The 24,908-nt window shown below is 63.1% G+C and carries 24 protein-coding genes; 12 read left to right on the top strand and 12 right to left on the bottom strand.

Annotated features, from left to right (window positions below; all coding sequences use genetic code 11):
* The first annotated feature begins 43 nt into the window (after nucleotides 1-43).
* Nucleotides 44-1,375, top strand: a complete 1,332-nt coding sequence (locus LOY42_RS14040) for an HD domain-containing phosphohydrolase (RefSeq protein WP_258598000.1) — start codon at nucleotides 44-46, stop codon at nucleotides 1,373-1,375.
* Between the two features lie 124 nt (nucleotides 1,376-1,499).
* Here the strand turns inward: LOY42_RS14040 and LOY42_RS14045 are convergent, their stop codons facing one another.
* From LOY42_RS14045 to LOY42_RS14060, 4 genes are all read right to left on the bottom strand, one after another.
* Nucleotides 1,500-3,098, bottom strand: a complete 1,599-nt coding sequence (locus LOY42_RS14045) for a hypothetical protein (RefSeq protein ID WP_198755022.1) — start codon at nucleotides 3,096-3,098, stop codon at nucleotides 1,500-1,502.
* Between the two features lie 3 nt (nucleotides 3,099-3,101).
* On the bottom strand, nucleotides 3,102-3,863 hold the full coding sequence (locus LOY42_RS14050) for a hypothetical protein (RefSeq protein ID WP_258598001.1): 762 nt from the start codon (nucleotides 3,861-3,863) through the stop codon (nucleotides 3,102-3,104).
* 164 nt (nucleotides 3,864-4,027) lie between these two features.
* Nucleotides 4,028-4,555, bottom strand: a complete 528-nt coding sequence (locus tag LOY42_RS14055; RefSeq protein ID WP_052752599.1) for a thioesterase family protein — start codon at nucleotides 4,553-4,555, stop codon at nucleotides 4,028-4,030.
* A 268-nt stretch (nucleotides 4,556-4,823) separates the two neighbouring features.
* Nucleotides 4,824-5,234 carry a thioesterase family protein gene (locus LOY42_RS14060; RefSeq protein ID WP_198755020.1) on the bottom strand — a complete coding sequence of 137 codons (411 nt, stop codon included), beginning with the start codon at nucleotides 5,232-5,234 and terminating at the stop codon, nucleotides 4,824-4,826.
* Nucleotides 5,235-5,429: 195 nt separating this feature from the next.
* Here LOY42_RS14060 and LOY42_RS14065 point away from each other — a divergent pair, with 195 nt between their 5' ends.
* Nucleotides 5,430-6,095, top strand: coding sequence for an HAD family phosphatase (locus LOY42_RS14065; RefSeq protein ID WP_258598004.1), 666 nt, complete (start codon nucleotides 5,430-5,432; stop codon nucleotides 6,093-6,095).
* Nucleotides 6,096-7,064: 969 nt separating this feature from the next.
* On the opposite strand, the gene LOY42_RS14070 is transcribed toward LOY42_RS14065, so the two are convergent.
* A complete protein-coding gene (locus tag LOY42_RS14070) occupies nucleotides 7,065-7,817 on the bottom strand; it encodes a methyltransferase domain-containing protein (protein ID WP_258598005.1) in 753 nt (250 codons plus the stop codon).
* 95 nt (nucleotides 7,818-7,912) lie between these two features.
* Between LOY42_RS14070 and LOY42_RS14075 the strand changes: the two genes are divergently transcribed.
* From LOY42_RS14075 to LOY42_RS14085, 3 genes are all read left to right on the top strand, one after another.
* Nucleotides 7,913-8,578: a bifunctional 2-polyprenyl-6-hydroxyphenol methylase/3-demethylubiquinol 3-O-methyltransferase UbiG gene (locus LOY42_RS14075; RefSeq protein ID WP_258598006.1), complete on the top strand. Its 666-nt coding sequence runs from the start codon at nucleotides 7,913-7,915 to the stop codon at nucleotides 8,576-8,578.
* Between the two features lie 297 nt (nucleotides 8,579-8,875).
* Nucleotides 8,876-10,180: an MFS transporter gene (locus tag LOY42_RS14080; protein ID WP_198754585.1), complete on the top strand. Its 1,305-nt coding sequence runs from the start codon at nucleotides 8,876-8,878 to the stop codon at nucleotides 10,178-10,180.
* 93 nt (nucleotides 10,181-10,273) lie between these two features.
* Entirely contained in the window at nucleotides 10,274-10,585 is a 312-nt protein-coding gene (locus LOY42_RS14085) for a hypothetical protein (RefSeq protein WP_139670999.1), read from the top strand.
* 19 nt (nucleotides 10,586-10,604) lie between these two features.
* Here LOY42_RS14085 and LOY42_RS14090 read toward each other — a convergent pair whose 3' ends face one another.
* Complete coding sequence (locus LOY42_RS14090) at nucleotides 10,605-11,537, bottom strand: LysR family transcriptional regulator (RefSeq protein WP_046855759.1); 933 nt, start codon at nucleotides 11,535-11,537, stop codon at nucleotides 10,605-10,607.
* 115 nt (nucleotides 11,538-11,652) lie between these two features.
* Between LOY42_RS14090 and LOY42_RS14095 the strand changes: the two genes are divergently transcribed.
* Together LOY42_RS14095 and LOY42_RS14100 are read left to right on the top strand one after the other, a co-directional pair.
* The gene (locus LOY42_RS14095; protein WP_139670997.1) at nucleotides 11,653-11,898 is read left to right on the top strand and encodes a DUF2790 domain-containing protein; all 246 of its coding nucleotides are present in this window, start codon (nucleotides 11,653-11,655) and stop codon (nucleotides 11,896-11,898) included.
* Between the two features lie 100 nt (nucleotides 11,899-11,998).
* Nucleotides 11,999-13,294, top strand: coding sequence for an MFS transporter (locus LOY42_RS14100; protein WP_258598008.1), 1,296 nt, complete (start codon nucleotides 11,999-12,001; stop codon nucleotides 13,292-13,294).
* A 6-nt stretch (nucleotides 13,295-13,300) separates the two neighbouring features.
* Here LOY42_RS14100 and LOY42_RS14105 read toward each other — a convergent pair whose 3' ends face one another.
* Complete coding sequence (locus tag LOY42_RS14105) at nucleotides 13,301-13,996, bottom strand: tRNA (adenine(22)-N(1))-methyltransferase TrmK (RefSeq protein WP_305955891.1); 696 nt, start codon at nucleotides 13,994-13,996, stop codon at nucleotides 13,301-13,303.
* Nucleotides 13,997-14,164: 168 nt separating this feature from the next.
* On the opposite strand from LOY42_RS14105, the gene LOY42_RS14110 reads away from it, so the two are divergent.
* Nucleotides 14,165-14,545 carry a RidA family protein gene (locus LOY42_RS14110; RefSeq protein WP_038706040.1) on the top strand — a complete coding sequence of 127 codons (381 nt, stop codon included), beginning with the start codon at nucleotides 14,165-14,167 and terminating at the stop codon, nucleotides 14,543-14,545.
* Between the two features lie 75 nt (nucleotides 14,546-14,620).
* Here the strand turns inward: LOY42_RS14110 and LOY42_RS14115 are convergent, their stop codons facing one another.
* The gene (locus LOY42_RS14115) at nucleotides 14,621-15,568 is read right to left on the bottom strand and encodes an RHS repeat-associated core domain-containing protein (protein WP_139670993.1); all 948 of its coding nucleotides are present in this window, start codon (nucleotides 15,566-15,568) and stop codon (nucleotides 14,621-14,623) included.
* Nucleotides 15,569-15,642: 74 nt separating this feature from the next.
* Between LOY42_RS14115 and LOY42_RS14120 the strand changes: the two genes are divergently transcribed.
* Together LOY42_RS14120 and LOY42_RS14125 are read left to right on the top strand one after the other, a co-directional pair.
* A complete protein-coding gene (locus tag LOY42_RS14120; RefSeq protein ID WP_139670991.1) occupies nucleotides 15,643-17,643 on the top strand; it encodes a U32 family peptidase in 2,001 nt (666 codons plus the stop codon).
* 83 nt (nucleotides 17,644-17,726) lie between these two features.
* The gene (locus LOY42_RS14125; RefSeq protein WP_139670989.1) at nucleotides 17,727-18,617 is read left to right on the top strand and encodes a universal stress protein; all 891 of its coding nucleotides are present in this window, start codon (nucleotides 17,727-17,729) and stop codon (nucleotides 18,615-18,617) included.
* A gap of 72 nt (nucleotides 18,618-18,689) precedes the next feature.
* Here the strand turns inward: LOY42_RS14125 and LOY42_RS14130 are convergent, their stop codons facing one another.
* The 3 genes from LOY42_RS14130 to ptrR all read right to left on the bottom strand — a co-directional run bounded on the left by LOY42_RS14130 (nucleotide 18,690) and on the right by ptrR (nucleotide 20,921).
* The gene (locus LOY42_RS14130; protein ID WP_139670987.1) at nucleotides 18,690-19,211 is read right to left on the bottom strand and encodes an acyloxyacyl hydrolase; all 522 of its coding nucleotides are present in this window, start codon (nucleotides 19,209-19,211) and stop codon (nucleotides 18,690-18,692) included.
* Between the two features lie 291 nt (nucleotides 19,212-19,502).
* Entirely contained in the window at nucleotides 19,503-19,946 is a 444-nt protein-coding gene (locus LOY42_RS14135; protein WP_139670985.1) for a carboxypeptidase regulatory-like domain-containing protein, read from the bottom strand.
* 99 nt (nucleotides 19,947-20,045) lie between these two features.
* The gene (gene ptrR / locus LOY42_RS14140) at nucleotides 20,046-20,921 is read right to left on the bottom strand and encodes a putrescine utilization regulator PtrR (RefSeq protein ID WP_102682356.1); all 876 of its coding nucleotides are present in this window, start codon (nucleotides 20,919-20,921) and stop codon (nucleotides 20,046-20,048) included.
* 105 nt (nucleotides 20,922-21,026) lie between these two features.
* On the opposite strand from ptrR, the gene LOY42_RS14145 reads away from it, so the two are divergent.
* Nucleotides 21,027-22,412, top strand: a complete 1,386-nt coding sequence (locus tag LOY42_RS14145) for an aldehyde dehydrogenase family protein (protein ID WP_258598009.1) — start codon at nucleotides 21,027-21,029, stop codon at nucleotides 22,410-22,412.
* Nucleotides 22,413-22,579: 167 nt separating this feature from the next.
* Nucleotides 22,580-23,395 (top strand): 3-methyl-2-oxobutanoate hydroxymethyltransferase, encoded by an 816-nt coding sequence (gene panB / locus LOY42_RS14150; protein ID WP_258598010.1) that lies wholly within the window; start codon nucleotides 22,580-22,582, stop codon nucleotides 23,393-23,395.
* On the opposite strand, the gene LOY42_RS14155 is transcribed toward panB, so the two are convergent.
* Nucleotides 23,383-24,786 (bottom strand): PLP-dependent aminotransferase family protein, encoded by a 1,404-nt coding sequence (locus tag LOY42_RS14155; protein WP_258598011.1) that lies wholly within the window; start codon nucleotides 24,784-24,786, stop codon nucleotides 23,383-23,385. The two genes, panB and LOY42_RS14155, sit on opposite strands and share 13 nt — an antisense overlap.
* Nucleotides 24,787-24,908 lie beyond the last annotated feature (122 nt).

Raw genomic sequence — 24,908 nt, forward strand, 5'->3', positions numbered from 1 at the left:
CTTCGGTGATGCGCGTCCATGGACCGACTGGGAGAGGCCCGCCATGGAAGCGCAACCCACTCTGAACCCAACGTATCGGCCGACCGTGTTGCTCGTCGACGATGAGGAGCCGATTCTCAATAGCCTGCGCCGGCTATTGCGTGGCCAACCCTATGACCTGCTGTTGGCAACCAGCGGCGAACAGGCGCTGGCGCTGATGGCCGAACACCCAGCGGACCTGGTTATGAGCGATGCGCGGATGCCGGGCATGGACGGCGCCACCTTGCTCGCGCAGGTTCACCAGCGCCACCCGGCTTCCGTCAGGATCATGCTCACCGGGTATGCAGACCCAGGCGCCATCATCAAGGCTGTCAACGACGGGCGTATCCATCGTTACATCAGCAAGCCCTGGAACGACGACGAAATGCTGCTGACCTTGCGCCAGGCCCTGGAGCACCAGCGTATCGAACGAGAGCGCCAAAGCCTGGAATTACTTGCACGCAAGCAGAATGCCCAGTTGAGGCTGCTCAACATCAACCTGGAAAAACGCGTGGCGGCGCGTACCGCCGAACTGCAACAGACCGCCGACATGCTGGACCTGGCCTATGAGGAACTGAAACACAGCTACGTCACTGGCACCGAAGTGTTCTCGATGCTGGCCAACCTGCGCCTGCCGCCAGCCAAGCAGACCAACCGGCAAATCATCGATCTGGTGCGCGGCTATTGCCAGGCCCACGCCCTGGACGAAGCGACCAGCCGCGACCTTGCCATGGCTGCCGCGCTGTACAACGTCGGCAAGCTGAGTTGGCCGGACAGCATGATGGTCGCCCCTTCGGACCTGCTCAAACACAGCGAGCGCTATCGCGACTACCCCCGTCAAAGCGAATCATTGCTGATGACCCTGGAGCCTATGAAAGATGCTGCGCGCTTGATCCTGCATCATCAGGAACATTGGGACGGCAGCGGTTTCCCGGACCGTCTCAAAGGTGAGTGCATCCCGTTTGGCGCCCGCCTGCTCAAACTGGTCGTGGATTTCGTCGAACTGCAGCGAGGCCTGGTACTCGAACGGCAGATGAACAGCGACGAGGCCTTGCTCTACCTGCGCAAATATTCGGGCCGCTTGTATGACCCGGCACTGCTGGAGGATTTCGTCATTGTCTGTGCGACATTTGTCAATGATCTAAGCCTCGCGGACCCCGAAGTCCAAGCCTGCACCACCCATGAACTGGCCGCCGGGATGGTGCTGGCACGCAACCTGAACGCTGACAACGGCATGTTACTGCTCAACGCCGGAAAGGTATTGAGCGCCGCGCTTGTGGAAAAATTGATAGCGTTTGAAGCCATGGAGCACGGTCAGTACACGGTATTCGTCAAAGTGCCACAGGTGAGCGCATGACGTCTCCCGAGCGTTGTACAAAAAGTGCCTGGAGTTGAAGTCAGGTTCCCATGAGAAAGTTGGCCTTTGGGGTAATGCCGGGCTGCAGCTTTCCCAGCGAGCGAACGTTCAGTTGGATGGCTGCTCAATAACGAATGGACAAGGCGATCGCCTCGTTTGGCGTCTGGTGTTTCTCCAGCAGGCCGAGCACGTCCTTCTTCAGTTGCGCCTGCTTGTCGATCAGCGACAGGTCGCGGAACTTGTAGTCCAGGTCGGCATAGCTTTCCGACACACCGGCATTGAGGTGATTCTTGCCGAAGGTGTGCACGATGTGCTTGGACTTCCAGATGTCGTATTGGCTGAACACCTGGTCCGCTGGCAGGTGTTTGGCGACCGAGAACGGCAGTCGGGTCAGCAGGCAGTAGTTCATCTTGTACTTGTGGAACTGGTAGTGCTCCAGGGAATGGACGAACGACACGTACCAGATGTAGGTGGCGATCACTTCGATGTTGAAAGCCTTGTCATTGGCCGGGCACGGCAGGTTGACATAGCGGCACAGCTCGGCGACCCAGTTGTTGATATAGGGTTCGGAACCGTCGCGCAGCAGGTCGTCGTAACTGGTCGTGACGAACTTCAGCACCGCCGCGTAGTAGTCGCGGTATTGGGCATTGAGCGCGTGCTGGCCATTGAGGTACTGGTCGAACGGGATGGCGAACTTGATCTCGAATTTCTGGGTCAGCGCCTGGTCTTCGGTGTCGCGCTTGTTGTACATGTTCAGGGCGTTTTCATAACCGACCTTGTAGAAGGTCTGCGCCGAGTAGTAGCCGATGCAGCTGTAGAGGAACTTGTCGGCGATACCGGTGGTTTCGCGCAACGACAGCGGCGATTCCTTGAACTGGTGATTGAGCATCAGGATATAGGCGGTGTGCGGATCCATCAGCTTGTGGAAGTTGGAATCCTTGGGCACCAGGTTGAACAGGAATGCCGCGCCCATTTCGGCGAAGAACAGGTGGTGGTGCAGGTGCGCGCCGAGGATGAAGAACACCATGGTGTTCGACATGAAGTACACCTTGGCCAGGTCCCAGTGCGGCTCGCCCGGGCCGACGCTGAAGCCGTCGCGCAGGGTAATGCGCATGCTGTCGGTGGCGAAGTCCTGGGCGATGGAGATGCTGGCCACGTCGAACACCGAACTGGACAGGCGGATCTCGCGGGTGAAATCACGCATGTCGAAGGTCGATACGCCATCGACCGTCTGCAGGTAGTGGGTGATCTGCGACGACATCAGGAAGACTTTCAGGTCCTCGTCGGAAATCGCCGTCGGTTGCGGGAACTGGCCCAGCGGCACTTTGTAGTAGTCGCGGTTGGCCTTGATGATCGACTGGATATAGTTGTGGTAGACCTTGTCTTTCCTCCAGCGATAGACCAGTTCGGCGGGCAGTTTCTTGGGGATGTAGCCCATGTGGTAGTCAGTGCCCGGGATCGGCGTGCTCTCCATCGAGATGGAGTCACGATTGTAGTGGCGATAGCCAAAGTAGCGAGGCAGCAGCCACTTCAGCTGGACCCACTTCCAGGCCAGGAAACTGGCGCTGAGGTTAATCGCGTACAACGACAGCAGCAACGGCACGAACTTCACGTAATACAGGCCGATGTACACATGCTTCAATGGCTCGGCCCGGGTCTTGCTCATCAACAGGATCACGGGGCTGACGGTGATGAAAAACGCCAGCAGGATAACTTCCAACATGCTTCAGACTCCTTGTTCGATCGCTTTGTTCTTTTTGCGGCTTGCGCCGTAGCTGTACAGGCAGGCGCCTGTGAAAATCACATTGACGACGCTCCAGGCGAGCGCGGCGTCGGGGCTGTACCAGGTCGTCAGGTCGAAGGCCGGCAGGTTCATCAGCGGGGTGTCGCCGGCGATGGTGCGCACGAACAGGTAGAAGCCGAAGGTGTAGGCGCGGGCCTGGAAATACAGGTCGGTGCGGCGCAGGAGCAAGGCGTAGGCCACCGGCGCCAGCAACAGCGGCAGTGCATAGCCGAAGGTGGTGATCCGTGCCGAGTACAGGAAGCACAGGTTCCAGGTGGTGTACAGGTAGGGCCAGTAGGCAGGGACGCGCACCACGAAATCGTGATGACGGCCAGAGATCTCCCAGTGCTGGCGCGAGTACGGCAGACACAGGATCAGGCCCACGGCGGCGACGATGTTGAGGACGTTGCCGGTTTGCCAGTCGATCACCGAGGCTTCGATGATGTTGAGCACGATCACCACGTAGATGAGCTTGTAGATGAAACCCTCGATTTTCGGCCTGTACCTGGCATACGCCAGGAAGCACATGGGCAGCAGCACGCTGATGGTCTTGATGCGCATGAACAGGTTGGCGTTCGGCACCAGCAACGCCGGCAGCGACAGCACGAAGAACGTCAGGCCCACCAGGCGGTAGCGCCTGAACAGCTCGGCGACCAACAGCAAGACCGCGAAAAGAACCAGCATCAACAACAAGGTGTTCGGCATGAGGTGTTCCCTACTCATTCATGGATCGACGTGGGGCAGACGCAACTGGCGGGCACGGCAAAGCCTGCCGCGCGCGGTGCCTGCCACAGGCCTGGGGCCGTGGAGCAATGGACGGACGACGTGGGTGTCAGGTGTTTGCCAAGAGGGCCGCGGCGCGGCCTGGTTCAGGCCTTGCCGAGCACGTGGGCCTCAGCCTCCAGCCATTTCCTGATGGCTTCGGGCATCGGCGCGGTAGTGGGTTCGACCTTGAGCTTTTCGGCGATCACCGCGTTGGCGACCAGCCCTTTACGGCCGACCCAGGCGCCCTTGGAATAGCCAGTCACCACCACTTCACCGGCACGGTTGAAGAAGGTGTACTGGAAGTAGGTCCAGTTCTCGTCGAGGCAGCAGATGCTGAACTCGGCGGTGTACTGCTCGAACATGGAAAGTTGCTTTTTATAGACGACCAGATTACCGCCGAGCATGGGCTTCCAGCCCAACTTGAAGGCAGGAATGAGGATTTTCGCGCGCAGGCAAAGTTCCAGCATGAACAGATCGGCAATCGTCATGTAACGGCCATTGTTCATGTGTTTATTGATGTCTATGTCGTTCGGCCAGACCCGCAGCGTTCGCTGCAGCGTGTCGGTCAGGGCCATCGGCGGCTTGAAGAAACCGCGTAGAACAGCCAGCAACAGACGGATGTAGAGATTCATCCGGTTATCCCTCCCTAGGATTTTTATTATCGTTCCCTGTTCGATCGCCCGTTGTTTGTTCGGGTGACCGCAAGCGGCGCGTTGCAGGCCTGCTTGTTTAATTCCTGAGCGAGGCGAAAGCTAACAGCTTTCAGCAGGAGCAACCAGTGGCAACAGCCTCATTTAAACGGAAAACCGCAACTGAATAACCGGTCACGTTTGGACTTTATATCCAATTGATGCTGAAACGTTTGTTTGTTGATGAAATATCTATCCGTTGTGATGCGCATCAGCCTGTAGTGCTGCACAGTGCCTGGCGCAGTGCCTCGGGCAGCTCAACCGGTTGCTTGCTTTCGGGGCAAACGCACACTTGGGTCATACTGGCCCGAAAACACACTTCGCCACCGGCCCCGAGCCCCTCTACGGCGAAACTGAACGATGTGCGGCCGAGCGGCCCACTGCTGACGTGCACGCGGATCAGGTCGTCCCAGGCCATCGGCGACAGGAACTCGATGGACAACGCCCGCGCCGGCGGCATCACGCCCATGGCGAACAGCTTGCGCAGGCCTTCGCCGCCCAGCCGGTGGGAGAGAAACTCGTGTATCGCCTCGATGACGAAGTAACCGATACGCGGCGTATAGACGATCCCAGCGGGGTCGCAATCGCCGAACAGGATCTTGCGGGTGGTGACAAAAGACATGGGGTGAGTGCTCCGTGCTGTAATGCCTGGCAGCCGATATTAACCGTTCAGGGTCTGTTGAGGCTGAGGCGTTTGCTTGGCAGCCCCACGCCTGTGAGTCTTGCGCCGAAGATGCGCAGGAACAGGCCAACTGCACTTTCCAATGCTGATGGCATAGTATGCTGCTGAATGGTTTCTCCCCTTTAAGGATGCCCGATGCTGACCGCCCTGCTGTTCGATCTCGATGGGACCCTAACCGACACCGACACCCTGCACTTGCAAGCCTTCCGCAAGCTGCTGCACGACCACGATGGCCGCGAGCTTACCCAGGAGCAGTTCAACACCCAGGTCAGCGGCCGCTCCAACGGCCTGCTGTTCGCCGAGCTGTTCCCCCATTCTGATGCCGCCCACCGCCAGGCCCTGGCCGAGCGCAAGGAGGCGTTGTTCCGCGAACTGTCGCCAACCCTGACGCCGATGCCCGGCCTGCTGCGCCTGCTGGAACATGCCGAGCGGCACGGCATCGGCATGTGCGTGGTGACCAACGCCCCGCGCCTGAACGCCGAGCACATGCTCGGGGCCATGGGCCTTGGCGAGCGTTTCGCTCATGTCCTGGTCGCCGATGAGCTGGCACGGCCCAAGCCCGACCCCCTGCCCTACCTCACCGGGCTGCAGTACCTGCAGGCCCAGGCCGCGCAGGCGCTGGCCTTCGAGGACTCGCTGCCTGGCGTCAAGGCAGCTGTCGACGCAGGCATCTTTACCGTGGGCCTGGCCACTACCCAGCCGGCCGAACGACTGCTGGAAGCCGGAGCGCGGTTGGTGATCGAAGACTATGCCGATCCGCGGTTGTGGGACATCATCGCGCGGATGCAAGCCACGGCCTGAACGATTGGTGCCGCTGGCATTGCGCGGTAGGTCGAGTTGAGTCCTGCGAGCGTTCGAGCTGTTGCTGTTGCTGTTGCTGTTGCTGTTGCTGTTGCTGTTGCTGTTGCTGTTGCTGTTGCCGATCAGGAGTCTAGCGCCTTACCCAGCTAGCGACAGCTGCGCTAGTCCAGGCGCCGCCCGTAACTTCGCGACTTCAGGAGGCCGAACGCAGGTCTTGCGGAGGGAGGTGACGGGCATGGATGCCCGTCAAGCGCTGCGCCCCAGGATGGGGCGTTCAGCGCGGTCCTCCCGGGAGCAAGGCCGGAGTGAGGGGACCCGGAGCGAAGCGGAGGGCCGGATGAATGGAGCGCCACGGCTTTGCTTACTTTGGCCACGACCAAAGTAAGCCGCCGTAAGGGCGGAAAGGTGACTGTGCGTCGACATCGCAAATGAATGCGCTTAAAACTATAAAAACCGATGCCGATTGACTTTGACTTTGACTTTGACTTTGACTTTGACTTTGACTTTGACTTACACAGCGTGTGTTTTAAAAGTTATATGCGCATTCATTCGCCATGTCGACGCATACTCACCTTTTCGCCTTTACGGCGACCTCCTTTTCTCTTGGGAAAAGGAGGCAAAACCGTTCGGCTCCGTTCATACGGCCCCTACGCTTCGCTCCGGGGTCCCCTCACTCCGGGCTTGCTCCGGGAGGACGCGCCGACGGGCCATCCATGGCCTGATCGGCGCTTGACGGGCATCCATGCCCGTCACCTCCCTGCGCAAGCCCTCCGTTCGGCCTCCTGAAGTCGCAATTTGTGTCGCCTGAACTATCGCGCGCTTAGAAGCAAAAGCAGAACAAGAGGAAGAGGAAGAGGAAGAGGAAGAGGAAGAAATACAAGTTTCTGCTTGGCGCTTTAATATTTAAAATGCTTCAGCCATCACACTAACTTAACACCACTGACACCTCACGCAATTTAACTACATGACTCACCGCTTGCGCGCACAAATACCGAAGGCGACATCACCGATATAGATATCCTGCGACCGTCGCCGCTCGGCATCCAACCGCGCCTGCAGGGTGTCGATCCCCACCTGCCGCGCCGTGGCCACGCCATGGGCAATGATCCGCGGCAGGCAAGCGCGGATGATCTCGCCCAGCGGATAGGCGCTGTCGGGCGTCTGCACCAGGCACTCGGCCCGCAGGTCCTCGACCATCAGCCCCGCCTCGCTGAATACACGGTGCAGGTTAAAGCCGATCTGCAGGTCGGCCCCCTCATGGGCAAGCATGCGCCGCAACCATTGCTGGACCTTGTGGTGCAACGGGAATGACGCCTGGCTGGCCGGGGCCAGGCTGCCATCGTGCTCCTGGAAGATCATCAGCCCGCCAGGCAGCAGAAACCGGGCCAAAGCGCGCAACGCCTTGACCGGATCCGCCTGGTACATCAGTACCCGTCGCCCGACAATAGCGTCGAACAACCCCAGGGCCGCGGGCAACGCGCACAGTTCGGCAGCCACGAACTCAGGCACCGCCGCCCCTTTGCGGCTTTCACGCTGACGCGCGATCTCCAGGGCGCCAGCCGCCCGGTCGATACCCACCACCGCGCCGTCGTCGCCTACCAGGCCGGCCAGCAGCCAGCTCACCTCGCCACTGCCGCAACCGACATCGAGCACGCGCATGCCGGGGCCGATACCCGCGTCAACCAGCAGGCGCGTGGTGAAATCCGCTTTCGCAAGTGCCATGCCATGCTCCTTCCCAGAGCGCCAGTGTGCAGAGCAAAGGGGCACACGCACAAGACTGGCCTATGCTACAGCCACACTAGACCCCGAGCATCCCCATGGTTACCGACCCACTGCTGGACAGCTGGCAGCACAACGCCCAGGCCTGGATAGAAGCCGTACGCTCCGGCGCCATCGAGTCCCGCCAGCAGGTCACCGACCAGGCGATACTCCTGGCCGTGCTCGGCCAGCAGCCCGGTCGGGTGCTGGATCTGGGCTGCGGCGAGGGTTGGCTGCTCCGTGCCCTGGCCGCACGGGGGATCGATGCGGTCGGGGTGGATGGCGATGCGACTCTTGTCGCCGCCGCACGCGCAGCAGGTTCGGCGCAGGTCCACCTGGCCAGCTATGAACAAATGATCACAGGCGTGCAGGGCATCGACCACGAGCATGACCTGATCTGCGCCAACTTCGCCCTGCTCCAGCAAGACATCATTCCCCTGCTCACGGCCATGCGGAATCTGCTGCGGCCCGACGGCACGCTGCTGATCCAGACCCTGCACCCCTGGACGGCAGCCGCCGGCAACTACCAGGATGGCTGGCGCGAGGAGTCATTCGTCGGGTTCGCCGGCGACTGGCGCCCGATGCCATGGTACTTCCGCACCCTCGGCAGCTGGCTGAAGGCACTGGAGCTGGCGGGCTTCAACCTGGTCGAACTGCAGGAGCCGCAACATCCGCAGAGCCAGGTGCCGCAATCGCTGCTGCTGATCGCGCGCAAGGCAGCCTGACCCCTGCGGCCTCTCGTCGCAGCCTTTTCCCTCTTGGCAAATCCTGTACAGGCCTTAAAATCCCGCCTCCTTTTCGCCCGTCGCCCCAACCGGTGGCAAGCCCCCGCAAAGACCGCGTCCGTGCCTCACACATCGCGCATGTGCCACAGGCTCAACCGCCCCGCCCGGCCTTCACCCAACAGGCCCCGCGGTTGACTCTTGCCAAGCTCGCATCCCGCCCAGGCCGCACTGTACGTCGCTGTTCGGCACGTGCAGCCGAAAAGGCGCATCTGAGCTCTTTCCAACCTTGAGGTAACTATGTCTGTGCGTTTGCTGGCGATGGCGCTGGCACCCCTGCTCGGCCTGTTCATCATTGCCCTGGGCAATGGCGTGCTGTCTTCCCTGACCACCCTGCGCCTTGGCGCCGCCGGCGAATCGGCGACCATGATCGGCGTGGTGTCCTCGGCCTACTTCATCGGCCTGACCCTCGGCGCAGTCTTCAACGACCGGTTGATCCTGCGCATCGGTCATATCCGCGCCTACAGCAGCTTCGCTGCCTTGATCGGCGCAACCATCCTGCTCCAGGGCTTGTTCTACGACACCACCTGGTGGTTCGTGCTGCGGCTGATCAACGGCTGGGCGGCGGTCGGCGTGTTCCTGGTGATCGAGAGCTGGTTGCTGCTGGCCGGTGACGCGAAGATCCGCGGGCGCCTGCTGGCGCTGTACATGATCGCCTTCTATGGCGCCGGGGTGATCGCCCAGGCCGCTCTGGGCGAGGTTACCGGGTGGGGCGAGACCGCGCCGTTCATGGTCGCCGGCATGCTCGCCACACTGTCGGTGCTGCCGATCGTGATCCTGCCACGGGTATCGCCGCTGCTGGATCAGGTCGAGCCGCTCAAGCCCCGGCAGCTGCTGGGCGTGGCGCCGACCGGGCTGGTCGGCTGTTTCGGCTCGGGGGTCGCCATCGCCGGGATCTACGCCTTGCTACCGCTGTACCTGCAACGCATCGGCCTGGATGTTGGCGAGATCGGCGACATGATGGCCTGGGTGATCCTCGGCGCCATGCTGTTGCAATACCCAGTCGGGCGCTGGTCCGACCGCAAGGACCGCCAGGACGTGCTGATCGCCCTGGCCGCCCTGTGCACCGTGCTGTCGCTGCTGTTCGTGCTGCTGCCAGCCGACACCGTGCTGCTGCCGGCCTTGCTGTTCCTGCTCGGTGGCGGTGTGTTCGCGCTGTACCCGGTGGCCGTCAGCAGCGCCGCCGACCGAGCCCCGGCCGACGCGTTGGTGCCGATGATCCAGGGGCTGTTGCTGATCAACTCGCTGGGCTCGGCCATGGCCCCGCTGGCCATTTCGCCAATGATGACCGCCTATGGCGAAGTCGGCCTGTTCTGGGCCTTCGCCGTGATCAACCTGGCCATGGTCGGCTTCTTCTTATGGCGTCGCGGCAAGCGCCCGGCACCGGAGCACCCGGCGCCGTTCGCGCCGACCGCGACTTTCTCGCCGACCGGCGCGGAGCTGCGGGTGACCGAGGACCTGATGCACGCGGCGCAGGAACACCCGACCCTGGAAGCGATGGATTCCACGCCCGGGCAGCCGGCGGTGCGCGCGGACGCCCAGTGAAGGCCTACGCCAAGGACCGCCCGTCGCTTGACGGGCACCTTGGCGCTGCCGTGGCGGCCAAAACATGACAGGTCATCCGACAGGAGATTAATCATGTTCAATCCACGCCCCCTCGCCCTGCTGCTCGCCCTGATGCTGGGCAGCACCGCCACCCTCAGCCTCGCGGCCACCGACATGAACGGGAGCGGCACGCACAAAGAGCACACTTCCGAGCAAGGCAAGACCGCCGGTGAAGGCAGCAGCGTAAATACCCCGGGCAGTAGCAACGACAATGACAGTAGTGACACCGGCACTAATTCCGATGCTGCCGACGGCGCTGCCGGTGGCTCCAACAACACGGGGGAAGCCACCGGCAGCGGCGCCGGGGCCTCTGGTGGCAGCGCCGAGGATCAGGACAGCCGGTGACCCGCGATGCGCGCGGATTTCAGCGCCAGTACCGGGGCTCGTCCACCACTCGCTGGTGCTCGGCGAACAACAGCGGCAGCTGCTCCTTGAGAAAGTCCAGCCAGGTACGCACCTTGGCATCCAGATAATGCCGTGACGGATAGATCGCATAGATCTCGCGCTGGCGCAGCCGATGCGGCGCCAGCAACCGGCACAAGCGCCCCTCCTGCATCGCCTGGCTCGCCGAGTAGTACGGCAGCAAGCCCACCCCCATGCCCAGTTCGGTGGCCTTGAGCATGGCGTCTGCGACGTTGGTGAGGAAGGTGTCCTGGGGCACGATCACGCAATTGTCGGGGTGGCCTTCGAACGACCAGTCCTCCTCGAACAGCGGGTCGACGGTGCGCAGGCAGACGTGCCCGTGCAAGTCCTCGGGGCGCTCGGGTACGCCGTGACGGGCAAGGTAATCCGGGGAGGCGCAAAGGATGCTGTGGATGCTGCCCAGCGGGATGGCAATCAGCTGCGAGTCCGGCAGCCCCTGGCCGATGGTGATCACCACGTCGTGCCCCTCGGCCAGCGGGTCGGGGTTGCGCTGCGACAGAGTCAGTTCCATCACCACTTCCGGGCAGGTCGCGTTGTAGCGCGCCACCAGCGGCATCATCAACAGCCCCAGGCCATGGGTGCAATGGAAGCGCAAGCGGCCACGGGGCGTGAGGTGGGCGCCACGGGCCTCGTCCACGGCCTCTTCGGTAAGCAGCATGATCTGCCGGGTGCGCTCGAGAAAGCGCTCGCCCGCCTCGCTCATGCGCAGGCGCCGGGTGGTGCGGTGCAGCAGGCGGGTCTGCAACTGGTTCTCGAGCTCGGCGACGATCCGCGACACCTGCGCGGCGGAAATATCCAAGGCCTGGGCCGCCCCGGCGAAACTGCCACACTCCACTACTCGGGCGAAGGTTCGCATCGCATGCAGCATGTCCATGGGCAGGCACTCTCATTCATACATGAAAGGCAGGAATCTATCACGGGATAGCCCATTTATTGTGAAACACAAATGAATGGATCATTAGTTATCCGTAAGAAATGAGGTACCTGTCATGAAACGTTCGATCGCCCTGCTCGCCCTCAGCGCCACCCTCGCCTCGTTCGGCGCCTTCGCCGACAACAGCTCCAGCACCTACGAATACGGCATGCCGCTGGACATCGCCAAGGTCATTTCGATTACTCCGGCCAGCAACGACGCCGATTGCCAGGTCGGTACCGCGCACATGGTCTACGTCGACCACCAGGGCCAGACCCGCGAAGTCGACTACCGCCAGATGGGCAACTGCTCGCAGCTGTAACCCCATGGCAAAAATACCAGCCATCTTGCTGAAAGTGCATTTGCCCGCCTGACGCGGCGCCGCATGATCTGCCGGGACAACAACAAGAACGTCCCGGACCATGAATACGCTCGATACCCCCGCCGCCGCGCCGGCACATGCTACGTACGCCCGCATCACCTGGCGGCTGATGCCGCTGCTGCTGGTGTGCTACCTGTTCGCCCACCTGGACCGCATCAACATCGGCTTCGCCAAGATGCAGATGAGCGCCGACCTGGGCTTTTCCGATACCGTCTACGGCCTGGGCGCCGGCCTGTTCTTCATCGCCTACGCGCTGTTTGGCGTGCCCAGCAACCTGGCCCTGGAGCGGGTCGGCCCGCGACGCTGGATCGCCACCCTGATGGTGACCTGGGGGCTGTTGTCCACCGCCATGATGTGGGTGCAGGACGCAGCCGGCTTCTATGCCTTGCGCTTTCTCCTGGGAGTGGCCGAGGCCGGTTTCTTCCCCGGCATCCTCGTAGTCCTCAATCGCTGGTATCCGGCCCGGCGCCGCGCCCAGGTCACGGCATTGTTCGCCATCGCCGTGCCCTTGGCCGGAGTGATCGGCGGGCCGTTGTCCGGCGGCATCCTGCAGGCGTTTCACGATCAGGGCGGCATGAGGGGCTGGCAGTGGATGTTCCTGATCGAGGGGCTGCCGGTGGTGCTGCTCGGGCTGGTGGTGCTCAAGGCCCTGCCGGACAACTTCGAGCAGGTGGCTTGGCTCACCGCCGATCAGAAGCGTGCAATGCGCGAGGAAATGGCCCGCGAGGAGCGGCACAAGCCGATCGACTCGATGCGCGGGCTGCTGGGCGACGCCCATGTCTGGTTGCTGGTGGCGATCTATTTCGCGGTGATGCTGGCGGTCAACACCCTGGCCTTCTGGATGCCCAGCCTGATCCACGGCGCCGGCATCGGCAGTGATGGCCGGGTCGGCCTGCTCAGCGCCATCCCTTATCTGGCCGGTTGTCTGTTCATGCTCGGCTGCGGACGCTCGTCCGACCGTCACCGCGAACGCCGCTGGCACCTGTGCGGGCCGTTGCTGATGGCCGCCGCCGGCATCGCCCTGGCCGGATGGGCGCCGGACGACGCCTTGCCGGTGATGAGTGGGCTGGTGGTCGCGGGTATGGGCGCCAGCGCGGCGCTGCCGATGTTCTGGCAACTGCCGCCGGCCTTCCTGGCGGGCGGCGCCCAGGCCGCCGGTATCGCCATGATCAGCTCGTTCGGCAGTATCGCCTCGTTCGCCGCGCCTTACCTGATCGGCTGGATGCGCGACAGCACCGCCAGCCCTGGCCTGGCCTTGCAGGTACTGGCCGTGGCCATCGTGCTAGGTGCCGCGCTGGTGATGAAAGTGCCAGCCGGCGTGGTCAACCCAAAGTGAGGTGCTTCACGCCAGCAACTGGGTAATCCACTGCGCCTGACGGGTAATGTCGCGCACCTTGTCCTCGGGCACCGGCTGGCGCGCCCGGGCGAAGTTGGCCAGGGTCTGGTGTTTCTGGCGCAGCATGCGTTGCCACTTGAACAGGAACGCCGGGCTGCGTGCCTGCATCAGCAGCGGGCCGAAGTACAGCTGCTCGGCGCTGTAGCTGACCGACTCGGCACGTTCGGCGACGATGATTTCGTAGTCGAAACGGTTTTCCCGCAGCACTTCCTCGCAGACAATCCGATAGCCGTTGTCCATCAGCCACTGGCGCAGCGCCTGCTCACCGCCGTTGGGTTGCAGGACCAACCGCTCATGTCCGCCCAGGTGCTGCTTGCCGGCCTCGAGGATGTCGCGAATGGTCTCGCCACCCATGCCGCAGATACTGACTGCGGTGACGCCATCATTTGGCTCGATGGCTGCCAGGCCACTGGCATGGCGCACGGTGATGCGGTCTTCCAGGCCGTTGTCGCGCACGGTGCGCTGCGCGGCCTGGTACGGCGTCAGCGCGACTTCGCCGGCCACGGCCGCGACAATCGCGCCCCGACGCGCCAGCGCCACCGGCAGGTAGCCATGGTCCGAGCCGATATCGGCCAGTCGCGCACCCGCCGGCACATGGGCTGCCACGCGCTCCAGGCGCATGGACAATGTGTGTTCGTTCAACGCAAGCCTCTTTTCACGACCAGGGCCCGACGCCTGTGGTCGGGTGGGGCGCGATTCTGCCGGTCCCGGCCAGGTATTTCAAATGCCCTCGACCGACCGCCCTGCCTCGACCTGCCCTGCACGCTCGCGTAGGCTTGGCGGTTTCCTTCCGTTGCAAGGCGAAACCCCATGGCACACAGCGACATCATCTACACCCCCGACCCGGACGCCGACTCGATCTCCTCGGACGTTGCCGAATACAACGGCATCCTGGTCAGCACCCAGATCCCCGTGCAGGCCGACGGCAGCCTGGAGCTGGGCGATATCACCACCCAGTGCGAGTGCACCCTGCAGGCTTTGAAAGTTGCCCTGGAGCGTGCCGGCAGCTCGATGGACCGGGTGTTGCACCTGACCATCTACCTGACCGACATGGCCGATCGGGCGGCGTTCAACGAGGTGTACCAGCGGTTCTTCAGCAAGCCATGGCCGGTGCGCGCGGCGGTGGGCGTGGCTTCGCTGGCGTTCGAGGGGATGCGTGTGGAAGTGACGGCGATGGCGGCCAAGGGCTGATCGCATTAAGAATATCGACTTTTTCTTGCACTGCGCCGTCTGCCAACTGCATCTGCTTGTCAGGCGGCGTGCCCCTCAAACCGAACTTTCAGTCAGGTTGCTCGGCCGACTAATTCGTCTTTCTTGTGAGGCACCATCAGGTTGTCTTATAGACTCCCCTCTACCGTTCAACTCCTCGACTTTCTCCGAGCCCTTGCGAGCAAGTGCTTTGTACTTCCCATTCAAGTCCCCAGCCATGGCATCGCTCATTTTGGAGGCGCCAGCGGTCAGAAGATTGAGAACCGGTAGAACGATTTCCCCAAACGGATCAGATACGCCAGACGCACCTGGACTGATGTCGGCAGCCTTGGCACTCATCTGAAGCTCGCGGTACGTACCGCCTGCCGCAACACCAAATGCAACAGTACTGGTGAGCGCACCGAATACAGCCTGTCCTACATCCCTTTTGGAAAGCGCCGGAAGATCCCTGGCCGCTGCTGGATCCAGTTTCAGTGCCTTTGCCCTGTCCACTTTGTAACTGAACATGTTCCAAAGGGTCAGCAAGTGCTCATGCAACTTTCCTGACGCATACCCGCCAGCTGTGTACAACGCTACGTTCAACGTCGCGATACGCCCCGTAGGATCGTTCCGGTTGACAGGGTCGCCCATGCAGTACGCGTAGACATTCAAGCCCCCCGCCGCAAACGGACTCAATCGATCGGGCGAGTTAAACCGCATCAGCAAAGGATTAAAGGCTCGATACCCATTGCCCAGGTGGTAATGCCCCGTCAGTGAATCACGGGCCTGGCCGCAATAGGCCAAAACGGCTCCACACTTATCAGGAAAGGCCCCATACGGTGTGTAAGCCCTGGGCAGGCTGGAGCTCCCCAGCACTGATCGCTGCTGGTCGATCACGGACAAACGGCCGGAAGTCATCGCATAACCTTTTTGCAGAACGATTTTGGACCCGACGCTATCACTATCGCGCCGCACGCATAACTGACAAAAATGCCAGGCCCTCTCCCACCGTTTGGGCAAGTTCATCGGTTATGGATGCCCCCGCCCCGATTCACCGCTACAATGCCCGCCTTACCGTGACAGCCCGAACCTATAACGACATGTCCCTTCCAAAGCACCACCTGGAACTGCTCAGCCCTGCCCGTGACGTGAGCATCGCCCGCGAGGCGATCCTGCACGGCGCCGACGCCATCTACATCGGCGGCCCGAGCTTCGGCGCACGCCACAACGCCTGCAACGAGGTCAGCGAAATCGCTGAGCTGGTCGAGTTCGCCCGGCGCTACCATGCCCGCGTGTTCACCACCATCAACACCATCCTCCACGACAACGAACTGGAGCCAGCACGCAAGCTGATCCACCAGCTGTACGACGCCGGTGTCGACGCGCTGATCGTGCAGGATCTGGGGGTGATGGAGCTGGATATCCCGCCGATCGAGCTGCATGCCAGCACCCAGACCGATATCCGCACCCTGGAGCGGGCCAAGTTCCTCGACCAGGCCGGCTTCTCCCAGCTGGTGCTGGCCCGCGAGCTCAACCTGCAGCAGATCCGCAGTATCGCCGCCGAGACCGACGCGGCCATCGAGTTCTTCATCCACGGCGCGCTGTGCGTGGCCTTCTCCGGCCAATGCAACATCTCCCACGCCCAGACCGGGCGCAGTGCGAATCGCGGCGACTGCTCCCAGGCCTGCCGCCTGCCGTACACGCTCAAGGACGACCAGGGCCGCGTGGTGGCCTTCGAGAAGCACCTGCTGTCGATGAAGGACAACAACCAGACCGCCAACCTGCGCGACCTGGTCGATGCCGGCGTGCGCTCGTTCAAGATCGAGGGCCGTTACAAGGACATGGGCTATGTGAAGAACATCACGGCCCACTACCGCAAGGAGCTCGACGCCATCCTCGAGGACCGCCCTGAGCTGGCTCGCGCCTCCAGTGGCCGCACCGAACACTTCTTCGTGCCGGACCCGGACAAGACCTTCCACCGTGGCAGCACCGACTACTTTGTCAGCGACCGCAAGATCGACATCGGCGCCTTCGATTCCCCAACCTTCACTGGCCTGCCAGTGGGCGTGGTCGAGAAAGTCGGCAAGCGCGACCTGCTGGTGACCACCGATGTCCCGCTGACCAACGGCGACGGCCTCAATGTGCTGGTCAAACGCGAGGTGGTGGGCTTCCGCGCCAACATCGCCGAGCTGAAAAGTGAATCCGAGGAGGACGGCCAGAAGCGCTACCGCTACCGCGTCGAGCCTAACGAGATGCCCGAGGGCCTGTACAAGCTGCGCCCCAACCATCCGCTTTCGCGCAACCTCGACCACAACTGGCAACAGGCGCTGCAACGCACGTCGTCCGAGCGCCGGGTGGGTGTCGAATGGCATGCCGTACTGCGTGAGCAGCGCCTGATGCTGACCCTCAGCAGCGAGGAAGGCGTCAGCGTGCAGGTCGCCCTGGACGGCCCGTTCGGCGCCGCCAACAAGCCGGAACAGGCGCTCGAGCAACTGCACGACCTGCTCGGCCAGTTGGGCACCACGATGTACCACGCCGACGCCATCGAGCTCGATGCGCCCCAGGCGTTCTTCATTCCCAACTCACAGCTCAAGGCCCTGCGTCGCGAGGCCATCGAAGCGCTGACCGAAGCACGGGTCAAGGCCCACCCGCGTGGCGGTCGCAAGGCCGAGACCACGCCAGCGCCGGTGTACCCCGAATCGCACCTGTCGTTCCTGGCCAACGTCTACAACCAGAAGGCCCGCGACTTCTACCACCGCCACGGTGTGCAATTGATCGACGCCGCTTACGAGGCCCATGAAGAGCATGGCGAGGTGCCGGTGATGATCACCAAGCACTGCTTGCGCTTCTCCTTCAACCTGTGCCCCAAGCAGGCCAAGGGCGTGACCGGCGTGCGCACCAAGGTGGCGCCGATGCAGCTGATCCAGGGCGATGAAGTGCTTACCCTGAAGTTCGACTGCAAGCCTTGCGAGATGCATGTGATCGGCAAGATGAAGAGCCATATCATCGACCTGCCGACACCAGGCAGCGCGGTGGCCCAGGTGGTCGGGCACATCAGCCCCGAAGACCTGCTCAAGACCATCCCGCGCGCGCCGCACTGAGGCATGACCCGTCGTCGCTCCAACAGACTTCACCGGCGGCGGGTCTAGACTGAACAGGGGGCTGCCACACGTGGAGGTGTGAGATGAGCCAGTTCAAGCGATTGTTCGTCATGCTCGGCCCGCAGATGCGCCATACGCCTGCCCTGCAGCGCGCCGCGGCATTGGCCGAGTCCAGCGGGGCACTGCTGGACCTCAACGTCTTCGTCGACGATGTCGACACCTTTGGCTTGATGAGCGACAGCCGCGAACGCGAGCGACTGCTCGACGACAATCGCCAGTGGCTGGCCGACGAGGCCGAGCAGCTGCGCAATGCCGGCCTGGATGTCTCTACCGAACTGCTGCTGACCCGTGATCCGCTGGGCAGCGTGCTGGCGCAGATCGAGCGGCTGGGCTGCGACCTGCTGGTCAAGGACGTGCAGCACGAACCCATCCTCAAGCGCCTGCTGGTCACCCCGCTGGACTGGCAACTACTCAAGGACAGCCCGGTGGCGGTGCACCTGGTCAGCGACATCCGCCTGCCTTTGCCCCGGCAGATCGCCGCAGCGGTCGACCTCAACTGCCATGGAGCCGGCGAGCACCTGGACGACGCGGTGATCCATAGCGCCCATGCCCTGGCTCTGCAATGCAACGCCGAACTGCACCTGTTGCATGTGTGCGATGCGGCCAGGACCCATATCGCCGACTTCGGTGCCGGCACCGTGACCATGCCTGGCTTCGACACCAGCGTGCGCACGGCCCAGCGCACGGCCTTCAACCGCCTGGGCGACCATTACCAGATCGACCTTGACCGCCGTCACTTCCTCGAAGGGCCGGCGGTCAAGGCGCTCACCCAGTACATTGCCGCCAACCGGGTCGATGTGATCGTCATGGGCAATCACCGTCACGATGCCCTGCAGGCATTTCTCGGCGGCACAACGGCGCATGTGATGGAGCATCCGCTGTGCAACGTGCTGGCGATCAAGGCGGTGCGCTGAAGCCATCGCGGGGCAAACCCGTTTCCAGCGCGTGGAAGCGGGGCTGCTCCGCGGTGGAGCGCAAGTACAGGATCAGAACGCTTTGCTGTAGAACAGCGAGTACGACTCGATCCCGTCGTTAGGCTGCTTCAGCCCGGCGTTGGAGTAGTGCATGGCGCGGATGCCGATCTTCTGCTCCGCCGGCAGCTTCAGGCCGAAACCGATCCGGTCCTCGAAGTTCACCGACGAGCCAAGGCGCTGGTCGCCCACGTCGGTCTTGGAGAACGCCGCCAGGCCAATACCCGCCTCGATGAAGGGGGTGTAGGTAAAGCCACTGAATTCATAGACGAACACCGGGCTGATCGACAGCGAGTGGGCCCCACTGGCCTCGCCGCCTTCCCAGTAGGTGTAGGCCGCATCCCAGTATCCGGTCAGGTGCCCGGTGCTGCTTTCCAGCCATTTCTTGTCCCAATCGAAGGACAGGCCGATGCGGTAGGTCATGTCGCCCTGGCCAGTGGCGCCCACGGCACCAGACATCTGCGCGGCCTGGGCCAGGTTGGCGCCGGCGAGTGCCAGCACTGCAACGGCCAACGTTGTGGCCAGACGGGTTTTCATCAATGACTTTCTCCTGATGGTCTTCACGGACAGGGCCGCGAAATGCGCGTCCCTGCGTCGATGGAGGCTACGCCCCTCGTTTTTCCTGCATTGGCAACCCCAGACTGTACAAGGGTTACAAGCGGTAATACTTCTTTGATTATTGTCAGAATGCACTGATAGTGGGAAGTGATTTGCCACTATTGGCTAAAGGACATTGGGTGCTCGCCATTGGTTCAGTCGTATTCCGCTTCCTCGTGTTCACCCAGCAATCGGCGCTGCCTGGGCGTCGCTCGCCCCGCGACAGGAAACTTACCGCCAATTGAGATCAACCCGCGCCGGCGCCTTGCCGTCCACCGTCACCTGCTGCTGCACCGTCTGGCCCTCGGCATTGCCGACCACGCGGTAGTGCCCAGGGGGCAATTGCACGAAGATCAACGGACCGACGTCCTGCAACGTCAGTACCGACTGGCCCTGGGCCGATTGGATATCCACCGCGGCACCACTCTGGAACTTGCCTTCGGCACCGGACGAGAGAGTGATGTGCAGGTCGTAGCCGGGTGTGCGGCGCAGGGCATCGGCTTCATCCTGGCCGATACCGCCCTGCAGGTAGCGGATGCCGTTCTGTTCCTGGGGCTGCAATTGCACGCCCTGCGGATCGATGGGGGTATTCAGGTCGGTGGCCGCTGCAAGGTTCCAAGGCATGGCCAATGCCAGCAACAGCGCGGCGCAAAGGCCGTAATGATGAGTGCGCATGGTGCATTCCTCCCTGGTGGGATGGTCTACACAATTTGGAGGGTTTTCCGGGGCTCGGGTTCGCCCGTTGACGCACCGTTAGTCCGCGAGGCGTTGCCCTCAAGACAAGGGCAGCTCACGACGCTCCTCCAGCAACTTGATGAACATGCTCAAGCTGCGCGACACCGTCCCCCGTCGCCACACCAGCCAGGTCTTCAAGTAGCGAAAATCCTCGGCCATCGGCCAGGCGCTGACCGTGCTGCACCCCGGCATGTTTTCGAGCATGCTGCGCGGCATCATCGCCAGGCCTGCGCCTGCGCTGACACAGGCGAGCATGCCATGGTACGACTCCATCTCGTGGATCTTGCCCGGCACCGCCTGGTCATGAATGAACCAGCTTTCGAAGTGGTGGCGGTACGAGCAGTTGGCGCGAAAGGCGTAGATGCTCGAGCCGTTGACGTCCCGGGCACGGGTCACGGGCGGGTGGTTGAGCGGTGCGATGACCATCATCTCTTCCTCGAACACCGGCATGCCTTCCAGCGTCGGGTGCAGCACCGGTCCATCGACGAAAGCCGCCACCAGGCGCCCGGACAACACCCCTTCGAGCATGGTCCCCGACGGCCCGGTGGACAGGTCCAGGTCGACCTTCGGGTAGCGCTGGTTGTAGGCCGCCAGCAAGGCCGGGATGCGCACCGCGGCGGTGCTTTCCAGCGAACCCAGGGCAAAAGTGCCCTGGGGGTCCTCCCCCGCCACGGTCAGGCGTGCCTCGTGTACCAGATCGAGGATGCGCCGGGTGTACTCGAGGAAGTTCCAGCCGGCCGGTGACAGGCGCAGGCGGCTCTTCTCGCGGATGAACAGCTCGACACCCAGGTCCTCCTCCAGCTGCTTGATACGGGTGGTCAGGTTCGACGGCACCCGATGGATCTGCTGGGCGGCGGCGCTGATGCTGCCGTGCTCGGCCACGGCCTTGAACATCTCGAGTTGCACCAGGTCCACAGTCATTCTCCAAACGTGAATGTTTCGCTCATTATTATTCAGTTTTCATTAAAGCGCGTCACCACTAGTCTGCGCTCACCCCATCAGAACAATGAGAGTCCTGCCATGAGCGAGATCAGCAGCCTGACCCACGCCATCTCCGTCGACCCCTACAGCGGCGAACGGATCGGCCATTACGCCTTCGACACCGACGCCGCACTGGACGCGGCGCTGCAACGCGCCAAGGCCGGCTACAGCCAGTGGCGCAAAGTGTCGCTGGGTCAGCGCAGCGAGTACCTGGTCGCGCTCGGGCAGGCCCTGCAGGCCAACGCCGAGGCCTTCGCGCAGATGATCGCCCGCGAGATCGGCAAGCCGATCAGTCAGGCCCGCGGTGAAGTCAGCAAGTGTGTCGGCCTGTGCCAGTGGTACGCCGAACACGGCCCGGCCATGCTCGCGCCGGAGCCGACCCAGATCGAAAAGGCCCGTATCGAATACCGTCCGCTTGGCCCGATCCTCGCCGTGATGCCGTGGAACTTCCCGGTCTGGCAGGTGCTGCGCGGCGCGGTGCCGGCGCTGCTGGCGGGCAACACCTACGTGCTCAAGCACGCGCCCAACGTGATGGGTAGCGCCTACCTGCTGGCCGACCTGTTCAAACGCGCCGGCCTGCCTGAGGGCGTGTTCGAAGTGCTCAATGTCACCCCAGAGGGCGTCACCCGCGCCATCAACGACCCGCGCATCGCCGCCATCACCCTGACCGGCAGCGTGCGCGCCGGCATGGCCATCGGCGCGCAAGCCGGTGCGGCGCTGAAGAAGTGCGTGCTGGAGCTGGGCGGCTCCGATCCGTTCATCGTACTGGCCGATGCCGACCTTGATGCCGCGGTGAAGGCCGCCGTGATCGGCCGCTACCAGAACACCGGCCAGGTCTGCGCCGCGGCCAAGCGCCTGATTGTCGAAGAAAGCATTGTCGAGGCGTTCACCCACAAGTTCGTCGAGGCCACCAGTGCGCTGACCGTCGGCAATCCGCTGGACGACGCCACCTACATCGGCCCGATGGCCCGCTACGACCTGCGCGATGAACTCGACGGCCAGGTCCAGGCGACCCTCGCCGAAGGCGCCACCCTGCTGCTGGGGGGCAAAAAGGTCGAGGGTGCGGCCAACTTCTACGAGCCGACTGTATTCGCCAACGTCACCCCGGACATGACCGCGTTCAACCAGGAGCTGTTCGGGCCGGTGGCGGCGATCATCGGCGCCCGCGACGCCGACCACGCCGTGGCGCTGGCCAACGACAGCGAATTCGGCTTGGCCGCAACCATCTACACCGCCGACTATGCCTTGGCCGAGCGCATGACCGCTGCGCTGGACACCGGCGGCGTGTTCATCAACGGCTACTGCGCATCCGACCCCCGCGTGGCGTTCGGTGGCGTGAAGAAAAGTGGCTTTGGCCGTGAGCTGTCACACTTCGGCGTGCGCGAGTTCACCAATGCCCAGACGGTGTGGCTGGATCGCAACTGATCCCCGCTCCCCGTTACCACCGCTGCGGGAGCGGCTCCAGCCGCCCCGCACCTGAGGTTGCCGCCTGGCCATGCGCAACTGGGCTGCAAATCGGCCCGATCCTGTATCTTGAATCCCCTTCCCATACACGAATAATCGAGCACCTCCCCAGCGAACCGGAGGTACCCATGAGCCTGCAACCCGACACCCGTCGCCTGACCGTCCCTGAACTGGCCGCCATGAAGGGCCGGCAGAAGATCGTCGCCCTCACCGCCTACAGCACGCCGATCGCTCGCCTGATCGACCCGTTGGTGGACTTCATCCTGGTGGGCGACTCGACCGCCATGGTCGCCTATGGACGGCGCTCAACCTTGGCCATGCGGCTGGACGAAACCATCAGCCACACCCGTGCCGTGGTCGACTGTACCCAGCACGCCTGCGTGATCGCCGACATGCCTTTCGGCAGTTACCAGGAGTCCCCTGAACAGGCACTGCGCAGCTGCGCCAGGGTGCTGGCCGAAACCGGATGCGACGCGGTGAAGCTGGAAAGCAACCGCATACTGGCCGCCACGGTGGCGTTCCTGGTCGAGCGGGGTATTCCGGTGATGGCCCACGTCGGCTTGATGCCGCAGTTCGTCAATGTCCTGGGCGGCTACAAGGTACAAGGGCTGACCGAGGAAAGCGCCGCCACCATCCATGCCGATGCGCGCGCCAACCTGGCCGCCGGCGCCTTCAGCCTGCTGCTCGAGGGCGTGGCCGAGCCACTGGCCCGACGAATCAGCGAAGAAAGTCGGCAGCCTTGCATCGGTATCGGCGCCTCCCCGGCCTGCGATGGCCAGATCCTGGTCACCGAGGATCTCCTCGGGCTGAGCGGGCCGCGCAAGGCGAAGTTCGTCAAGCAGTACGCCGACGTGTCGACAGTCATCCGCTTAGCCTGCGCCCGCTATGCCAATGAAGTGCGTCAGGGTGAGTTCCCTGAACGCGAACATTGCTACGGCAGCTGAGGTGCCTGACGGATCGCCCGGGCCAGCTTGACCAGCGCAGCTTCGATGTCCAGCTGCCAATCGACGGTAAAGCTCAGCCGCAGATGGTCGCGCCAGAACCCGGCCTGGCTGAACAACGCCCCCGGCACGATCACCACGCCCTGATCCAGCAACTGCTTGCACACGGCCTGCATGTCTACCGGGCGCACCGCCTGCAGCCAGAACGTGGCGCCCGCCACGGGCATCGTCAGACGCAGGCAGTCGGCGGCGTGACGCTCAAGCAACTGCACCATGCGCTGCCGGCTGCGTGCCAGATGCCGGATCAGCTGGCCCTGGTGCCGAGCCAGGCGTCCGGAGCTCAACAAACGGGCAACGGCCTGTTGCCGATAGCTCGGCAATCGAAAGCCTTGGGCGAGAAAGGCTTGAGCCAGGCTCGGCGTCGCGCCACGGCACAACAGGTAGCCGAACGGCGCCTCTGCGCCGATGCACTTGTCGAAGCCGGCCAGCACCAGCAAGCGCTCTGGGTCGGCATAGTCACGGTAGCGCTGGCCCGTCGCAGCCTCGCACAGCGCACCATAACTGTCGTTTTCGATCAGCCATGCCTGGTGCTCGGCCAACAGGGCACACAGGTGCTGTTTATCCTGGATCGGCATCACGCCGCCCTGGGGTATGTTGACGGTCGAGGACAGTACCGCCGCCCTGATCGGCTTTTCGCTGAATACTCGCGCCACGGCCTGCAGATCGAAACGACCGTCCGCGCCAAGTGGTGCCTCGACGATCTGCATCCCCGCCGCCTGCAGCAGCCGCAGGACCAGCCAGGAGCAAGGCGACTCGACCAGTACCCAGGCACCCCGTGGCAGCAGTGTGCGCAGCGCAAGCTCGAACACGCTGCGCCAATCGGCGCCAACGAACACCTGGTCGGCCTGCCAATGATCATCCACGCCACGGCTGTAGCGGCGGGCCAGGGCCTCGCGCAGCGCCGGTTCGCCAAAGGGCGCGAACGGTGGTGCGTCGGCACGGGGCAACTGGCGCAGCAGCTCGCGTTCGACACTCAGCAACGGCCCCTCCAGGGACGCCAGCATGGTCGGGGAGTCGCTGCTCAAGGCCAGCATGCCCGGTTGCCGGGCGCTGGCATACAAACAGTCGATCAGGCTGAGCGCAGGCGGCAGCCGCGACGATGCTGCACCGGCCACGCTGAAGTAACCAATCTTGGGGCGTGCCTGGATCCGCCCCTGGGCTTCAAGCAGGGCGAAAGCCTGTTTGCTGGACGACAGCGAGACGTTCAGGTGCCGGGCGACATCGCGCAGCGAGGGCAACCGATGCGCCAGCTCCGGTGCGCGGGCATCAAGCCAGTCGCTCAGGTAGCGGTGGACTTTCTGGTAGATGAAACGGGGCGTCTGCGCGGTGTCCATACCGGTCCTCCGATAAACTGCGGCAGGCACACTAGCAAGCTTTGCCGCACTGTCCTAGGCTCTGCACCAAATGTATCTGCACTCGCTCGGAATGCTCATGTACGCCAGTACATTCCGCTTCC

It is taken from the genome of Pseudomonas sp. B21-023 (genome assembly GCF_024749165.1).
Classification (GTDB): domain Bacteria; phylum Pseudomonadota; class Gammaproteobacteria; order Pseudomonadales; family Pseudomonadaceae; genus Aquipseudomonas.

Coding starts and splice junctions, on each gene's coding strand:
- LOY42_RS14060 (WP_198755020.1), bottom strand. CDS start 5,234: ATGTCTTTTGTCACCACCCGCAAGATCCTGTTCGGCGATTGCGACCCC.
- LOY42_RS14130 (WP_139670987.1), bottom strand. CDS start 19,211: ATGAAAACCCGTCTGGCCACAACGTTGGCCGTTGCAGTGCTGGCACTC.
- LOY42_RS14155 (WP_258598011.1), bottom strand. CDS start 24,786: ATGGACACCGCGCAGACGCCCCGTTTCATCTACCAGAAAGTCCACCGC.
- LOY42_RS14045 (WP_198755022.1), bottom strand. CDS start 3,098: ATGTTGGAAGTTATCCTGCTGGCGTTTTTCATCACCGTCAGCCCCGTG.
- LOY42_RS14120 (WP_139670991.1), top strand. CDS start 15,643: ATGTCCCTTCCAAAGCACCACCTGGAACTGCTCAGCCCTGCCCGTGAC.
- LOY42_RS14100 (WP_258598008.1), top strand. CDS start 11,999: ATGAATACGCTCGATACCCCCGCCGCCGCGCCGGCACATGCTACGTAC.
- LOY42_RS14135 (WP_139670985.1), bottom strand. CDS start 19,946: ATGCGCACTCATCATTACGGCCTTTGCGCCGCGCTGTTGCTGGCATTG.
- LOY42_RS14070 (WP_258598005.1), bottom strand. CDS start 7,817: ATGGCACTTGCGAAAGCGGATTTCACCACGCGCCTGCTGGTTGACGCG.
- LOY42_RS14065 (WP_258598004.1), top strand. CDS start 5,430: ATGCTGACCGCCCTGCTGTTCGATCTCGATGGGACCCTAACCGACACC.
- LOY42_RS14095 (WP_139670997.1), top strand. CDS start 11,653: ATGAAACGTTCGATCGCCCTGCTCGCCCTCAGCGCCACCCTCGCCTCG.
- LOY42_RS14075 (WP_258598006.1), top strand. CDS start 7,913: ATGGTTACCGACCCACTGCTGGACAGCTGGCAGCACAACGCCCAGGCC.
- LOY42_RS14040 (WP_258598000.1), top strand. CDS start 44: ATGGAAGCGCAACCCACTCTGAACCCAACGTATCGGCCGACCGTGTTG.
- panB (WP_258598010.1), top strand. CDS start 22,580: ATGAGCCTGCAACCCGACACCCGTCGCCTGACCGTCCCTGAACTGGCC.
- LOY42_RS14080 (WP_198754585.1), top strand. CDS start 8,876: ATGTCTGTGCGTTTGCTGGCGATGGCGCTGGCACCCCTGCTCGGCCTG.
- LOY42_RS14110 (WP_038706040.1), top strand. CDS start 14,165: ATGGCACACAGCGACATCATCTACACCCCCGACCCGGACGCCGACTCG.
- LOY42_RS14115 (WP_139670993.1), bottom strand. CDS start 15,568: ATGAACTTGCCCAAACGGTGGGAGAGGGCCTGGCATTTTTGTCAGTTA.
- LOY42_RS14050 (WP_258598001.1), bottom strand. CDS start 3,863: ATGCCGAACACCTTGTTGTTGATGCTGGTTCTTTTCGCGGTCTTGCTG.
- LOY42_RS14125 (WP_139670989.1), top strand. CDS start 17,727: ATGAGCCAGTTCAAGCGATTGTTCGTCATGCTCGGCCCGCAGATGCGC.
- LOY42_RS14085 (WP_139670999.1), top strand. CDS start 10,274: ATGTTCAATCCACGCCCCCTCGCCCTGCTGCTCGCCCTGATGCTGGGC.
- LOY42_RS14145 (WP_258598009.1), top strand. CDS start 21,027: ATGAGCGAGATCAGCAGCCTGACCCACGCCATCTCCGTCGACCCCTAC.
- LOY42_RS14090 (WP_046855759.1), bottom strand. CDS start 11,537: ATGGACATGCTGCATGCGATGCGAACCTTCGCCCGAGTAGTGGAGTGT.
- LOY42_RS14055 (WP_052752599.1), bottom strand. CDS start 4,555: ATGAATCTCTACATCCGTCTGTTGCTGGCTGTTCTACGCGGTTTCTTC.